The sequence below is a fragment of the Corynebacterium sp. HMSC29G08 genome (genome assembly GCF_001806875.1).
Classification (GTDB): domain Bacteria; phylum Actinomycetota; class Actinomycetes; order Mycobacteriales; family Mycobacteriaceae; genus Corynebacterium.
This window is the reverse complement of record NZ_KV786257.1, coordinates 1-14879: the sequence shown is the minus strand read 5'-3', so window position 1 is coordinate 14879 and position 14879 is coordinate 1. Positions and strand designations below refer to the sequence as shown.

Here is a 14879-nt window from a genome sequence, read left to right as displayed (position 1 = left end):
GTTAAGCGCGCAGCCTGTGGATACCGCACCGCCGAAGCTGTGGATAACCAGTGTTTGCGCTGGTCGGCTCGGTTAAGGCTTGCGGGGGGAGAAAACGGGTCTAGAGTCGGTCGCATGGCTGAAAAGGAATCGCTGCACACCACCCACGCCTGGCTGCGTGACGCTGCTGAGGAGCTGGGCGTTGACCCGCAGCTTGTGCAGGCGCTTGTCGGCGATATTTTGGATCTCACCGCCGCAGTAGCCCACAACGGCCCTTCGCGTCCGGCGGCACCGACCACGGCGTTCATCGTCGGCCTTGCGGCCGGCGCCAAAGGTGCGGATATCCAGGAGGTCCGCTGCCTCATTGAACGTGTCAACACCATGGTGGACAACTACAAGAAATAACCCATGAGCAGGATTAATCGCCGCTTCGCAGTTACCAAGGTCACCCGCAGGCCGAAAGGCGGGTTTGTCACCGACACCCGCGCGGACACCGTGACGGTCGAGGAGCCGCTAGAGCTTCGCACGGGCGGGGAAACCGTCAACACCACCATGCGCACCCCGGGCCACGATATCGAGCTTGCGCACGGGTGGCTGTACGCCGAAGGCCTGATCAAGCGTGCCGAGGATGTGATTACTGCGCGCTACTGCGCCGGATCCCAAAACCCTGAGGGCACCAACACGTACAACCTGCTTGACATTGACCTTGCGCCGAGCGCGAAACCACTGACTCCGGATTTCATCCGCCTGACCCCAACCACCAGCGCCTGCGGGGTATGTGGCACCCAGTCGATCTCAGAGCTCCTGCACCGCACCCACGACCCAATTCAGCCAATCAAGCTGGACCCGGAGTTAGTCATGTCCCTACCCGATCGCCTCGCCGCGCATCAGCAGCAATTCCGCAAAACTGGCGGCATCCACGCGGCAGGCGCCTTCGACCTTGAGGGCAACCCGATCGTTGTGCGCGAAGACATCGGCCGCCACAACGCCGCCGATAAGGTCATTGGGCACTTGCTGCTTAACAACGCCCTCCCCGCCCACAACCTCATCCTCGTCATGAGCTCACGCGCCTCTTTCGAACTCGTGCAAAAGGCCGCTATGGCGGGCTTCCCTGCATTGGTGGCGGTCTCTGCAGCTTCGTCGCTTGCGGTTGAACTCGCACGCGAAGCGAACATGGCGCTTGCGGGGTTCACGCGTGGTGACCGTTTCAATCTCTACGCCGGCGAGTTGGCGTAGCCCGTAAATTCTGATTGGTTGGGCGGTGGGTCCGCAGCGCCACCTGAATCATCACTGCTACTCACGTCACCCCGGGCACGGTACTGTCGCCGAAGTTTGGCGGCAGCAGCCTGCTGCGCTCCTGTTGAGGTGTTGAACTCAAGCACGTTTTCAGCGTCTCGCCGCACCCCAACTCTGCCGGTTCCAGGTTCCGATTCCACGTGGCTGGTGTTGTACCTATTGTCTTGCTGGTCATTGTTACGCCGGTGATGGTGTCTACACAGCGGGGCGAGGTTTCCTATGTCGGTATTTCCGCCCCTGATCCAGGACGTGATGTGGTGCGCTTCGCTTTCACTCAGCGGCACATTGCATCCCACCCAGGCACACACCCCGTGGACTGCAAGCAAGGTGATGCGTTGCTCGATCGATGCCGTGCGGTGGGTGCGGTAGAGGTTTAAGGGGGTCGACGTTGCGGCGTCAATAGTAAGGACGAAGTCTGGGGTGCCATCCATGCCCAGTCGAACCAGGTCGAAGGGTGACAGTTCGATGCCGGTGTTGGTTTGGAATTTGGTATGCGCGTCAGCGTCCGCAAGCTGGTCAAGCGTCACTGACACCACAACCGAAGCGCAGCCACGGTCAGAGGTGGGCTTGTCGCAGTGGTCCACATGCCTGAGCATGCGGGCGAACTGGTCGTATCGACGCTGCGTCGGCGTCCTGTAGTCTTCCACACCTTCCGGCAGATTCGAGTTGGGCGCCAACCCTTTGTCCAGGTAGGCCTTGAGCAGTGCCATATCGCTTGCTGGCAGGACCATGCGCACGTCATAGTTGCCGTCCGAACGCTGCCTGCCAAACGTGACGGAGCGGTGTTCCATACCCACATTGGGGTTTAATCCGCCACGGCGCGCGCGACGGTTCTCACGATCCACCCAGCTGCGGACTAGGCGTCGAAGGTCCACGACGTCGCGGGAGTCGGCTTCACGCAAAGCGTCGTTGAGCAAACGCAAACGCTCCCCGAGTGCCTCTTTCACAAGCTCGTCGAGCTCTTGGCGGATCGCCTCCTGCTTGGCGGCATTGATCTTCTCAGCGCGCTGGCGCGCCTCCCGCTGCGCCTTACGTGCGCGCTCACGCTGCTCCTGGCGCTCCCGCTCCTGGCGCTGCCGTTCCTGTTCCGCTTCATCGTCAACTCCACCAGCCCCCGGAGCAGCACCGAAGAGATCATCTCCCTCTGGAACCACCGGCTCCCCAAACAAATCCCGCCCCCTAGCGAGCCGGTCATACGCATCCTTCGGGCTGCAGCCGAGGCGCTCCTTCAAATACGCAGTGGCGTGCTTGGCCCCAACCAGACGTCCGGCCTCATCGCGTTCACAAATAGCTGCGAACGAAGCGTCGATCAGCCCCTTGGCGGCAATGAAGCCTTCGAGGCGCTCCATGTCCTCGTAAACGTCCACAAACTGCACCTGGTCCGGGTCAGCGAACATGTCGCGGATCCGCAGCAGAACGGAGCCTAGCGTTTCCACCAACCGCGTCAATTCTGTTGTCATGTTCGCCCCTCCTTTCCGGTACTTGTGGCTGAGGCGTTTTAGGCGTCGTTAAGAACTTTGCTTAGTACCTTAAGAACGAAATCCACACCCAAACCCCATTTTTCGGCTCAAAACCGTCAAAACCCCAGGTCGCTGTCAAATTTTCTGTGATTAACATCACACTTTGACCCCAAAATCAAACCCCACCAGTCCCAAGAGGGTACTCCCGTTACCCACACAAGCAACAAAAAGCGGCCCGCACCAACGTACGGACCGCCAAGCAAGAAGCCAACTAGCCAATGAACATGCCAGATGCCTTCACAATGGTCTCCCACAGGCCGTAGAGCAGCGACGCACCGATAAACAGTGCCAGCACCATGGAAACCGTGGCGTGGACGCCACCGGAGTAACCATTCGAGTGGCCGTCGCGCTCAGCCTCGGCCTCTGCATCCAGGACGGACTGACGGTCAGCATCAGCCTTAGCCTTGACCACTTCCGGGTCCTCCATCCAGCGCTCAGCAACCGGGCGGACCAGCAGGTTAGCAATCAAACCAACAGCCAGCAGGCCACACATGATGAATAGCGACAGCTTGTACAGCTCCGGACCCTCATTGCCGCGCGCCGCCTGGGACTCCACAACCATGTTGACAATCAGCGGGCCAGCCACGCCAGCCGCGGACCATGCGGTGAGCAGACGGCCGTGGATAGCGCCGACCTGGTAGACGCCGAAGAGGTCACGCAGGTACGCCGGGATTGTGGCAAAGCCGCCACCATAGAAGGACAGGATGATCAGAGCACAGATAACAAAGATTGCCAGGTTGGCCGCGCCGGCCGTGGCCAGTGCCAGGTACAGCAGCAGGCCCAGGCCCAGGTACACCATGTAAATGTTCTTGCGGCCGATGATGTCAGACGCCGTGGACCACACAAAACGGCCGCCCATGTTAGTCAGGGACAAAAGACCCACGAAGCCAGCTGCGGCGCCGGCGGTGATTGCCGGGAAGAAGTCCTGGATCATCGGCGCAGCGTTCTCCAGGATGCCAATGCCAGCGGTGATGTTGCAGAACAGGATCACCCAGAGGAACCAGAATTGCGGGGTCTTGACCGCGTTGTCAGCAGAGACGTTGCCCGCAGTCTTCAGCGAGGACTTCTTCGCCTTCGACGGGTCATAGCCGGCCGGGGCCCAGTCCGGGTGAGGCAGGCGGATCGCGTACGCACCCAGGGCGATAACCACCAGGTAGAGAATCGCCAGGGTCAGGAAGGTCGGCTGCAGGCCAACTGCACGGTTTGCAACCTCAGCGCCGCCGCCGAAGAACTCCATCATGCGGTTGGACACCGGCGACGCAATCAGCGCGCCGCCGCCGAAGCCCATGATGGCCAGGCCAGTTGCCAGGCCCGGGCGGTCAGGGAACCACTTCATCAGCGTGGACACCGGGGAGATATAGCCAATGCCCAAGCCGATACCGCCAATGAAGCCGTAGCCCACATAAACAAGCCAGAGCTGGCCCGTCATAATGCCGATGGTGGCCACGAAGAAGCCAACCACCCACAGGGCGCCAGAGACTGCCATGGACGCGCGCGGTCCGACTCGCTCAACCCACGTGCCAAACAGGGCGGAAGAAATACCGAGCATCAAAATGGCAAGAGAGAAAATCCAGCCGACGGCAACCTCACCCACGGTGAAGTGCTCCATCATTGGGCGCTTAAACACGGAGAAGGCGTAGACCTGACCAATGGACAGGTGGATGGCCAGTGTTGCTGGCGGGATCAGCCAGCGGTTAAACTCCTTTGGCGCGATGATTGCGCTGCGGGAAAAGAAAGACATAAATAACCTTCTAAAGGTGACAGGGGCAACAATCTAGCCGCGATCGTAAACTACGCCACGAACGTCGGCAAGCAAAAGCAAGCAAGTAACAAGCAAAAAGCCCCTCGACAGAGGGGCTCAAAGCTATAAGGAAGGGATGCAGCAGGCCTAAGGCTTGAGCTTTTCGCTTGACGACGGCTAACCCCCGCACCCGGTTTCACACCGAGGTCGCGGGGGCTTACGTTATTGGCGCTATGTGCAGGTCGACAAAAGCCTGCTGGGCGTCCGAATGCCGTTGCTGGCCCTTGCGCGCGAAGATGTACTGGAAGTGCTCCTTTGGCCACCTCGCGGTTTAAGGGGCAGTCCAGGGTGCGGTGGTCTTGCAGGTACAACTCCAACAACCGGTCAAGGTGGTCTTCGTCCCAACCGGCGAGGCGGTCAACGTGCGCGAGCGTACGCGCGGACAAAATGCAGGAACCGTTGCGGAGATCTACGTGGCCCACCCACGAAGGGGAACTCGTTCTCTGCGAGATTGTCCAAATATCCTTCAACCAACAGCTCAGCAACGTCAGCCTCCCGGTCAATACCGGTTCCCATACGGTCAATTTGAGCCACCGAGGATGCCGCCTGCAGACCAGTTGTGATCTTCCCCGAGGCATGGGCACCCGCCAATTGCACGGCAGGGGATGCCGCCAAATAGGTGTCCAAGAGTCGGTCCACGATTCGCGGCCGATAGGTCTGCATACTGCGAAAATGGCTAAACCTGCCGGAATAGTCGACGTGAACCTAACGGAATAGTCGACTTGCCATAGTGTGGTCTGCATGACTGAGCCAGACGATACCGTCACGTCCGCCGTGCGCGAGATGGAGCGAAAACTTGATCGGACTTCTTCCGACCTGACCGAGCTCACCGGCGCCATGCACACCGTGCTCGAACACGTCAATAAGTCCCACGTCGAACATTTCGACGCGATTTCGGCGGCCTATTTGAAAGAACCCCGCTACCCCTTTCGGCTCCGCGCGTTCTTGGCATTAAAGCGGATTGCGGGGCACGATGAGGCGCTTCTGGGCAGGATGCTGGAGCTCTATTTGGCAGACCACCGCACGATCGGCGCCGAACCTGGCGAGCAGACGATTGCTAAGTGCTTCCACCACTTGTTTGCGGCTAAGGGGGCGCAGCGACATTGGGATGCGATGGCGCAAAGCGCGGACATGGAGGATTTAGAGTCGCTCAAAACCGAGTTCTTCACCGCCGAACAGCGGCTGGACACATGGGTGAAGCCGTGGATTCCCGGCATGACGCGACGTGAATTCCTGGCGGAACGCTCCAGACCACGCGACGATTCCAGCATCTTTGCGGAGGCCGACGCGCTCGGCCTCCGGCGCGCAGACCGCACCGCCCACGCCGCTGGGCTGCCGGTTCCCGTTAACGATGTGAATCCGCCTAGCGAGGCCACGATCACCGATGAGCGCTTGGCGCAGTATGTCGACGGCCTTCCCACCGTGATCGAGCTCCGCGTGAACGACAGCGAATTCTTCGACGCGATCCGCCCCTATTTCACCCCGGAACATGACGGGTTCTTTAGCACGATCGAGAATTATTATCGGCTCTTCCCGAGCCACCGCCACCGATTTTTGGAGCAGTTAACAGGTATGGCGGGCGGCAGGGAGGAATACCTTGACCGGCTGGCCCAGCTGTACCTGCTCGATCCGTGCATGGGCGTGGTGAAGGGACGCTTTGCCTACACGTTCTTCAACGAGGGTTCGCAGCGACACTGGGATCTCCTAGCCAACACAACCGAAAGTTACGACGATGTCGTTTGGCTGAGCTCCCGGGCGAGGTCGTTCAGCGACACGTTGGCAGAACGGGGCATAACTTCCTGGGTGCGCACCTTGGATGGCGAGGCCGTATCCCCACAGCAGGCGTTGGAGACAGTGCCAGAGGAAGCACGATTCGAATGGGACACGACCGCCTCGATTGTCGCGCGGGCAGCAGGGCTGCCCTGGCCCGTTCCGACGCGACACGGATCACTCTCGGATGACGTACTCGAGCAGTACGCTGTCGGATTCGCCGACGTGCTCCGCCTGCCCGAATTCACCATGTTTGAAAAAGACAGCGTCATCGCCACCGTGTGGGAATTCACAAAAGCGAAGCATAGCCGCTTTTTTGACGCGTTCGAGACCTACTACCTGCAGGTTCCGACCTCGCGTTTTCGCAATCGTATCTTCTTCGCGATGGAAAAAGTTGTAGGCAGTAAGGAAAAATTTCTTGACCGGATGCTGGAGCTCTACAACCTGGACCACCGCACTCTCGGCGACCACAGTGACAGGGAGACCTACAAGGAATACTTCCACCAATTGTTTGCAGCTAAAGGGAAGCAGCGGCACTGGGACGCCATCGCAGAAACGGCAGACTGCGAGCGCGATCTGTCTATGCTTCGCCTGTTCGCCGACAAGTACGCACGCCGCCATGAAAAGCTGGGCATCGATGCGTGGATCCCGGTTCTCGTCGACACCGGCGGCGCTGGCGACACCGCCGGTGTCGACGAAGAATTTCAGCGCTTGGTCGAGCTCTATCTCGCGGAACCGCGTTTCAACGTCCGGATCCGCACGCTCGCGCACCTTGACCGCCTCGCCGGCTGGGACGAAGACCACCTTGACCGGTTGTTGGAGTTGTACCTGCAAGACCACCGCACCCTGGACTGCCCCTTAAACCGCGAGGTGGTCAAGGAGCACTTCCAGTACATCTTCGCGCGCAAAGGCCAGCAACGGCATTGGGACGCGATGGCGCGTACCGCTGAAGACCGCGCTGACTCGACGATGCTTGCCCTGCTCGCTCCGAAAGCCGCGCACCGCACAGACACCGAGATCGACCCGTGGCTTCCCGACTTTTCCGGCGATGCCGGCTCTGTCGATCGGGACGCCCAGCAGGCTTTTGTCGACCTGCACATAGCGCCAATAACGTAAGCCCCCGCGACCTCGGTGTGAAACCGGGTGCGGGGGTTAGCCGTCGTCAAGCGAAAAGCTCAAGCCTTAGGCCTGCTGCATCTTGCCGTCCTTGTCGGCAAACGGGAAGCCGAGGTGGCGCAGCAGTGCGCGGCCTTCCTCGTCGTTCGTTGCGGTGGTTACAACGGTGATGTCCATGCCGCGGGTGCGATCGATCTTGTCAATGTCGATCTCGTAGAACATGGTCTGCTCGGACAGGCCGAAGGTGTAGTTACCGTTGCCGTCGAACTGCTTGTCGTTGAGGCCACGGAAGTCACGAATACGCGGCAGAGCCACGGTCAGCATACGGTCCAGGAACTCCCACATACGGTCGCCGCGCAGGGTGACCTTTGCGCCGATCGGCATGCCTTCACGGAGCTTGAAGTTCGCGATGGACTTCTTTGCGCGACGCAGCTGCGGCTTCTGGCCGGTGATCGCGGTCAGGTCCTCGAGCGCGCCGTTGATGACCTTGGAGTCACGTGCAGCGTCGCCGACACCCATGTTGACCACAATCTTGGTCAGGCCCGGGATCTGCATGACGTTCTCGTAGGAGAACTCATCATTCAGCTTGGTGCGGATCTCGTCCTGGTAGCGGGTCTTCAGACGCGGAGTGTAGTTCTCGCTCATGCTAGATGTCCTTCCCGTTCGACTTGGCCACGCGGACCTTGGCGCCGTTCTCGTCGAAGCGGTAGCCAACGCGGGTCGGCTTGCCGTCAGAGTCGAGCAGCATCACGTTGGAAATGTGAATCGGGGCCTCCTGGGATACAACGCCGCCGGACTCTGCGCCGCGCTCGTTGTAGGAGTTAGCCACGTGCTTCTTGATGCGGTTGACACCCTCAACAAGGACCTTGTCGCGCTGCGGGTAGGCCTCAATGACCTTGCCCTGTGCACCCTTGTCCTTGCCGGCGATGACCTGCACCATATCGCCCTTCTTGATCTTCATGGGTTAGATCACCTCCGGAGCGAGAGAAACAATCTTCATGAACTTCTTGTCGCGCAGCTCACGTGCCACTGGGCCGAAGATACGGGTACCGCGGGGCTCGGTGTCGTTCTTGATCAGAACTGCTGCGTTCTCGTCGAAGGAGATGTAGGAGCCGTCCGGGCGACGGGTTTCCTTCTTTGCACGCACGACTACGGCGCGCACAATTTCGCCTTCCTTGACGTTGCCGCCAGGGGCTGCTTCCTTCACGGTGGCGACGATCGTATCGCCGATGCCGGCGAAGCGCTTGACAGATCCGCCGAGTACGCGGACGCACAGGATTTCGCGTGCACCCGTGTTATCGGCGACCTTCAGGCGCGATTCTTGCTGAATCACTATTGGTCTCCTGACCTGGGTCAATGTGCGCCAGATTTCCGTCCTGTACGCACGTGGTCAATGTTTTTTGGAGCCTCTTGCTTATCGACGAACCTCGTGCGCTCGTCCCTCGCACACGAGGAGAACGCAGTCTGGCCGAAGGGTCTCGGACGGATCCGACCAGCAACAGACAACTGGAGTATTCAACCACGTCCTGCCCTATTTCCCCAAATCGCGCCGCCGAGAAATGCCGCTATGTGCGAGACTCTTGTAGATTGGCTTCGATGAGTTTCCACGTGTCAGCACCGAAGTCCATCGAGAAGAAGCTCGATTTGTTTACCCAGGAGCCAGCCCGCTTCGCCACGAGGGCAATGCTTGCTGGCGTGTTTCTGGGCATTATGACGGCGTTCGCGGCGAACACCGCGACCACGATTGAATCGCTCGCGCCCGGCATGGGACGGTATGCCTTCGCCTCGATCTTCGCATCCACCCTCTACATCATTGTGGTGCTCCAGGGCGAGCTAGCCACCGGCGACATGATGTTTATGACTTACGGGGCGGTACACAGAAAAAACACGCTGCGCAAGGGATTTGCCCTCGTATGCTTTGTCACCCTCTTCAACCTGATCGGCGGGGTGCTGGTTACCTCCATGATTGCCACAACAACGATCGGTGAGGCTGTGACCACGGACAGCTTCATTTATCAGCTGATGGTGTCCAAACTTGAAAAACCGAGCGGCAAACTCTTCATCGAAGCGATCTTGGCCAATATCGTGGTCAACATTGCGTTCATGCTCTCAGCCCAGGCAGGCAAGGACTTCACTGCCAAACTGCTCGGCGTGATTGTGATCATCCCGGCTTTCGCAGCCATGAGTTATGAGCACTCGATTGCCAACTTCGTGCTGACTACTCTGACTGGTTTTGAGTTCGGCCCAGCCGCCATCCCCGGCTACACGCTGGACAATGTTCTGCGGCACTGGGCGATCGTTTGGGTTGGAAACTTTATCGGCGGTGGTCTCATCATGGGCGGCATCTATGGCTGGCTCAACCTGACCAAGACGGAATACAAGGACTAGTTCCCCACGACCATCGCCCCACCGTCTGCAACAATGGGTCAGGTGAATACCCCTCAGATCGACCCGATTGATGCGGTCACTCGCCTGCGCAACGCACTGGCCGCCACGACTTTGCCCGACGAGGCTGCCGCTGAGGCGCGCGCAGTGGTGAATCAATTCGACGATTACATCCTGCCCCGCCTGACCAACCTGGATGCTCCGTTGCTTGCCGTCATTGGCGGCTCCACCGGATCCGGCAAGTCGACGCTTGTCAACGCGCTTTTGCGTGAGCGCGTTTCCAATCCGGGTGTGATCCGCCCGACCACCCGCCAGCCGGTGCTGGTAGCTAACCCGGGCGATGCTGAGTGGTTTAACTCCCCGCGCGTCCTGCCTGGACTGACCCGCTCCCACGGTGCGGGCAACGAGCAATCCACCACGTTGCGCATTGTGGAAACCCCGAATCTGCCGCAAGGGCTTTCGCTTTTGGACGCCCCGGATTTCGACTCCATCGACGACCGCAACCGTGCCCTTGCCACCCAGCTGTTGGCTGCTGCAGACCTGTGGATCTTTGTCACCACCCCGGCGCGCTACGCAGACCAACTGGTGTGGAACTTCCTGCACGACGCGGCCTCCCGCGGCATCGAGGTCGTGGTGGTACTCAACCGTCTCGACGAAGCCTCGGCCGAAACCGTGCCGCAGGATCTTCGCCGCATGATGGCTGAAGCAGGACTTGAAGATGCGACGGTGTTTACGGTCCCGTTTGTTGCTGACCTTAGCAACAACAGCGGCAACAACAGCGGCAACAACAGCCAAGACGCTCAATCCGCCCAAGCACCACATGAGTTTCTGCCTGCGGAGCTTGTCGCACCGCTGAACACCTACTTGCACGAGCTCGCTCAAGATAGCGCCGCCCGGCGCGCAGTTGCCGGCAAGACGGTTGCGGGCGCAGTTGAGGGTGCGTTGGCGAAGGTGGATGCGGCGGTGGTGACAAGGCAGCGTCGTGAAGACTTTGCTAACCAGCTCGACGCAACCATCTTCGACATATATAAGGATGCGCACCGGCATATTATCGACGCCACGTCGGACGGCCAGATGCTCCGCTCCGAGGTGATGGACCGCTGGCAGGACGTGGTAGGCACCTCCGATGTGTTCCGTGGCTTTGAGCGTTGGTTCTCCCAGACCGTTGACAAGGTGGGCAGCTTCTTTTCTGGCCAGCCTGCCCCCTTGCGCGAAGTGGAAACTGAGCTGGAATCCGGCCTGCACGCCGTGATTGTGGACGCTGCCGATACCGCCTCTTCCCGCTCCTGGTCCCGTATCGGCGTGATGGCCCCACAGTTGCGGGAGAACGCTAACCCGGCGCTTGCGCGCGCAAGCCAGGACATCAATGAGCAGGCAGCGAAGCTGATCCGTGAGTGGCAGTCCGGGATTTTGGATCGCATTCAGAACACCGCGGGTGAGAAGCGTCAGCGTGCCCGCGTGATGTCGCTTGGTTTAAACATGCTGACCGTCGCGCTGATGTTGGTGGTTTTCTCCACCACGGCAGGGCTTACCGGCGCGGAGATCGGCATCGCCGGTGGTTCCGCGGTGGTGGGTCAGAAGCTGCTGGAGACCATCTTCGGTGAGGATACGGTGCGCAGGATGGCATCGGATGCCCGCCGTGATCTGGACCAGCGGTTGGATCACCTGCTACGTGCGGAGCGCGAGCGCTACCACGTGTTGACTGACCCGCTGTTTGAGGGCGCTTCGGCAGAGTCCATCCGCAACGCCGCCATGGAGGCTCGCACCGCTATTGACCAGCGCTTCCCCGGTATCCTCACGCCAGCGCCAGCTCACACGGACAAACCTGCACTTCCAGCCACAAAGGAAGACGTCAACGAAAGCTTCCAAGGCGGCACACTCCGTGGGCTGTTTGACCAGCTCCGCGGCACGTTCAGCCCGCAGTCTCGCAACGATGGGAGCGCAGAGTAATGGGCATTTTCCAACGTAAAGCTTCCCTCGGCGACCGCCTGAGCGCGCTGAACGAGGCTGCTGAAATCGCCTCACCCTATCTGCCTGCGGATCAGACTCAGCGCCTCAAGCAGGTAGCGAAGGCAGGCTCTGAGCGCCGCGCACTTTCCGCAGAGCACACCGTGGTCGGTTTCTTCGGCGCCACCGGATCGGGGAAGACCAGCCTGTTTAACGCCGTGGTTGGTGAGGACCTAGGCAAGGCTGCCGCACGCCGCCCCACCACGTCTTCTCCCCTGGCGGCGATTTGGCACCCGGAGAGTTCCGAGGAGCTGCTCGATTGGCTCGGCGTTGAGGACCGACGCGAGCGCAACGGCGATTTCGCCCCTGGCGCGGGCCCGTTGATCTTGCTTGACCTGCCGGATTTTGACTCGGTGGAGGCCTCCAACCGTGCGATCGCGGAGCGTCTCGCCGGCCAGGTGGATGTGCTGGTGTGGGTTTCTGACCCGGAGAAGTACGCCGACAGCGTGATCCATGACCAGTTCATCCGCCCACACGCGGCACACGCGGAGGTCACTCTCGCCGTTTTGAACAAGGCCGATCTGCTGCACCCGAATGATCGCCCCACCGTCACAAATTCCTACAAGGAGCTTTTGCTTGCCGACGGCCTCACGAACACCACCGTCATCACCACCGCAGCCCGCACCGGGGAAGGAATTGAGGACCTAAGGGCAGCAATCGCGAAGGTAGCCAAGGCACACAACGCGCAATCTGCGCGTATTGCAGCCGATATCCAGGCGGTGACTGGGAAGTGGGTGCCGGCGAAGGTTGCCGGTGGCGTCGATAAGCAAGCGAAGCAAGCTCTCGATGCGACCCTGGCGCAGGCCGCTGGTGCCCAACGCATCGCGGAGACCACTGCGGCGGCGTATCGCAAGCGTCTTCACCAGCGCACGGGCTGGCTGCTGACCAGCTGGATTTCCCGCTTCAGGCCGGACCCGCTGAAGCGGCTGGGCCTGCGTGAGGAATCAGACACGGTAGGCGTACACCGCACTTCCCTGCCGGAATTGGATGCGGCGTCAAAAGCCGTGGCCAACAAGGGCCTGCGCGATTACTCCGCGGCCGCCGCGCGCGACGTACCAAACGCCTGGGCAAGCGCAATCGCGGACCGCACGGAAGAGATCTCTCAAGATTTGCCCTCGGAGCTGGATCAGGCTGCGGCGCGCACAAAGCTGCCCGCGCAGCCGTCGAAAGGCTGGAACGTGCTCGCCGTCGTCCAGTGGCTTGCCTTGCTTGCCGCGCTGGTGGGCGTGATTTGGTACCTGGTCGTGGCGTTCGTGCCTGGCGTGCTCACCCCACTGCTTGGCGGCGACCTTGTCCCGGATGTTGAGGGCTGGCCGATCCCCACTCTGCTCATCCTCGCCGGTCTGCTCACCGGCATCCTGATCGGGCTGCTCACCACGGTGTTCGGCGGCATCATCGGCGCGCGCGTGAAACGCAAGACGCGGCAAGCGCTAACCAAGGAAGTCGCGGCAACCTCGCAAACAGCGGTGGTGGAGCCGCTGCAGCGCATCCGCGATGACTACGACAGGTTCGCGCAGACCATCACCACTGCCGCTGGGTAGGGATTGCTTCAAAATCCGGTAGCGTCGGAAGCCATGACAACCAAAACCCCTAACGTTCTTTCCATCGCCGGCACGGACCCTACCGGCGGCGCCGGTATCCAGGCGGATTTGAAGTCAATCGCAGCCGCCGGTGGCTACGGCATGTGCGTGGTTACTTCCCTGGTCGCCCAGAACACCCAGGGTGTGCGCGAAATCCACACGCCACCCCAGGACTTCCTGCGTGCGCAGCTTGCCGCGGTGTTTGATGATGTTGCAGTTGATGCCCTCAAGATCGGCATGCTTGGCAACGTTGAAACGACCCACACCGTCTCCTCCTTCCTCAAGGACAACCGCGTAGACATCGTGGTGCTCGACCCTGTGATGGTGGCAACCTCCGGCGACCGCCTACTTACTGCGGACGCCGAGGAGGCACTACGCCAGCTTGTGCGCGACCACGCCACCTTTGTCACCCCGAACATCCCGGAGCTGGCGGTACTCACCGGCAAACAGCCTGCCCAGACGTTTGAGGAGGCCATCGAGCAGGGCCGCGTCTTTGCAGCCGACACCAACGTCACCGTGGTGGTTAAGGGCGGCCACCTCACCGGGGACTGCGCCTCCAACGCGCTGGTCACCCCAGACGGCAACGTCACGGTTGCCGAAGTCGCCCGTGTATACACCAAGAACACCCACGGCACCGGCTGCTCCCTGTCTTCGGCATTTGCCACCCGCGTTGCCATCGACCCCACCCCCGCCGAGGCATTGGCATGGGCCTCCGACTGGCTCCACGAAGCCATCGCGCATGCCGACGAGCTCAAGGTGGGCCAGGGCCACGGACCTGTCAACCATTTCCACCAGCTGCGCCGTCTCGCAGGCCTGCTGTAGTTTCGCTACCTAATTCCAAAGCTTCCTTCAACCAGCTCAAGCCGGTAAACTATCTCGCATGATTGACCCGCGTAATGAAGATCAAAAGGTTGCCGCCGTGAATGCCTCGATGATCATGGCGGGTCAACCGATGTCTCCTGAAACCGAAGCTGAAGTTCGGCGTATCTTGCGCGGGGACATCACAGCTGACGAATCGATCTTGAATTATCTTGAGGCGAACGGCTACGGCGACAGCCAACGCGCCATAGAACTCCGCCGTCGAATTGCGGGTGCTGCATAACGTGGCCGAGCGCAGCTACAAAGCGCCGGAGAACTATTTCGGGATCTCAGACTCTTTAGAACTCGAAAACCTCGCTGGGGTTTTTGCTGCACGACGCCTCGCCGAGCTCGAAGCGAACAAATCCCTGACCAAGTTCACACGAGCAACGTTGCTGGAGACCCACCGCTATCTCATGCAGGATGTCTACCCGTGGGCTGGGAGCCTCCGAACTTCCGAGGTTGGCGCCATGGGAATCACGATGTGCCGAGCAGATTTTGTCGACAGTGAGCTCGATCGAGTAATGAAACAGATGGACCTGACCCCTGTTTGGTAGACACCTCTGA

15 protein-coding genes are annotated in these 14879 nt (G+C 60.5%); 9 read left to right on the top strand and 6 right to left on the bottom strand.

Annotation, left to right across the window (positions count from 1 at the left end; genetic code table 11):
• Positions 1-114: 114 nt before the first annotated feature.
• Both HMPREF3101_RS07355 and fdhD read left to right on the top strand, forming a co-directional pair.
• Positions 115-384 carry a DUF6457 domain-containing protein gene (locus HMPREF3101_RS07355; RefSeq protein ID WP_070464007.1) on the top strand — a complete coding sequence of 90 codons (270 nt, stop codon included), beginning with the start codon at positions 115-117 and terminating at the stop codon, positions 382-384.
• Positions 385-387: 3 nt separating this feature from the next.
• Positions 388-1215: a formate dehydrogenase accessory sulfurtransferase FdhD gene (fdhD, locus tag HMPREF3101_RS07350; protein WP_070464005.1), complete on the top strand. Its 828-nt coding sequence runs from the start codon at positions 388-390 to the stop codon at positions 1213-1215.
• Here fdhD and HMPREF3101_RS07345 read toward each other — a convergent pair.
• The 3 genes from HMPREF3101_RS07345 to HMPREF3101_RS07335 all read right to left on the bottom strand — a co-directional run bounded on the left by HMPREF3101_RS07345 (position 1194) and on the right by HMPREF3101_RS07335 (position 5259).
• Complete coding sequence (locus HMPREF3101_RS07345) at positions 1194-2735, bottom strand: HNH endonuclease signature motif containing protein (RefSeq protein WP_070464003.1); 1542 nt, start codon at positions 2733-2735, stop codon at positions 1194-1196. The two genes, fdhD and HMPREF3101_RS07345, sit on opposite strands and share 22 nt — an antisense overlap.
• Before the next feature lie 271 nt (positions 2736-3006).
• Positions 3007-4536 (bottom strand): L-lactate MFS transporter, encoded by a 1530-nt coding sequence (locus HMPREF3101_RS07340; protein ID WP_070464001.1) that lies wholly within the window; start codon positions 4534-4536, stop codon positions 3007-3009.
• Between the two features lie 417 nt (positions 4537-4953).
• Positions 4954-5259, bottom strand: a complete 306-nt coding sequence (locus HMPREF3101_RS07335; RefSeq protein WP_070463999.1) for a hypothetical protein — start codon at positions 5257-5259, stop codon at positions 4954-4956.
• A gap of 78 nt (positions 5260-5337) precedes the next feature.
• Between HMPREF3101_RS07335 and HMPREF3101_RS07330 the strand changes: the two genes are divergently transcribed.
• Positions 5338-7482 (top strand): hypothetical protein, encoded by a 2145-nt coding sequence (locus HMPREF3101_RS07330; RefSeq protein WP_070463997.1) that lies wholly within the window; start codon positions 5338-5340, stop codon positions 7480-7482.
• Between the two features lie 66 nt (positions 7483-7548).
• On the opposite strand, the gene rplE is transcribed toward HMPREF3101_RS07330, so the two are convergent.
• Genes rplE through rplN form a run of 3 tightly spaced genes read right to left on the bottom strand, consistent with a single transcriptional unit; the run spans position 7549 to position 8815 of the window.
• On the bottom strand, positions 7549-8127 hold the full coding sequence (rplE, locus tag HMPREF3101_RS07325) for a 50S ribosomal protein L5 (RefSeq protein WP_070463995.1): 579 nt from the start codon (positions 8125-8127) through the stop codon (positions 7549-7551).
• A gap of 1 nt (position 8128) precedes the next feature.
• Positions 8129-8443, bottom strand: a complete 315-nt coding sequence (gene rplX / locus HMPREF3101_RS07320; RefSeq protein WP_070463993.1) for a 50S ribosomal protein L24 — start codon at positions 8441-8443, stop codon at positions 8129-8131.
• Positions 8444-8446: 3 nt separating this feature from the next.
• Positions 8447-8815, bottom strand: a complete 369-nt coding sequence (rplN, locus tag HMPREF3101_RS07315) for a 50S ribosomal protein L14 (protein WP_070463991.1) — start codon at positions 8813-8815, stop codon at positions 8447-8449.
• Between the two features lie 263 nt (positions 8816-9078).
• On the opposite strand from rplN, the gene HMPREF3101_RS07310 reads away from it, so the two are divergent.
• The 6 genes from HMPREF3101_RS07310 to HMPREF3101_RS11900 are packed head-to-tail and all read left to right on the top strand — an operon-like array spanning position 9079 to position 14869.
• Positions 9079-9870, top strand: a complete 792-nt coding sequence (locus HMPREF3101_RS07310; RefSeq protein ID WP_070463989.1) for a formate/nitrite transporter family protein — start codon at positions 9079-9081, stop codon at positions 9868-9870.
• 33 nt (positions 9871-9903) lie between these two features.
• Positions 9904-11817 (top strand): GTPase, encoded by a 1914-nt coding sequence (locus HMPREF3101_RS07305; protein ID WP_070463987.1) that lies wholly within the window; start codon positions 9904-9906, stop codon positions 11815-11817.
• Positions 11817-13415 (top strand): GTPase family protein, encoded by a 1599-nt coding sequence (locus HMPREF3101_RS07300; protein ID WP_246816692.1) that lies wholly within the window; start codon positions 11817-11819, stop codon positions 13413-13415. Before HMPREF3101_RS07305 ends, HMPREF3101_RS07300 begins: the two co-directional genes overlap by 1 nt.
• Before the next feature lie 33 nt (positions 13416-13448).
• Positions 13449-14276: a bifunctional hydroxymethylpyrimidine kinase/phosphomethylpyrimidine kinase gene (thiD, locus tag HMPREF3101_RS07295; RefSeq protein ID WP_083280143.1), complete on the top strand. Its 828-nt coding sequence runs from the start codon at positions 13449-13451 to the stop codon at positions 14274-14276.
• A 58-nt stretch (positions 14277-14334) separates the two neighbouring features.
• On the top strand, positions 14335-14556 hold the full coding sequence (locus HMPREF3101_RS07290) for an antitoxin VbhA family protein (RefSeq protein WP_070463986.1): 222 nt from the start codon (positions 14335-14337) through the stop codon (positions 14554-14556).
• Position 14557: 1 nt separating this feature from the next.
• The gene (locus tag HMPREF3101_RS11900) at positions 14558-14869 is read left to right on the top strand and encodes a Fic family protein (RefSeq protein ID WP_070463983.1); all 312 of its coding nucleotides are present in this window, start codon (positions 14558-14560) and stop codon (positions 14867-14869) included.
• The last annotated feature ends 10 nt before the right edge of the window (positions 14870-14879 follow it).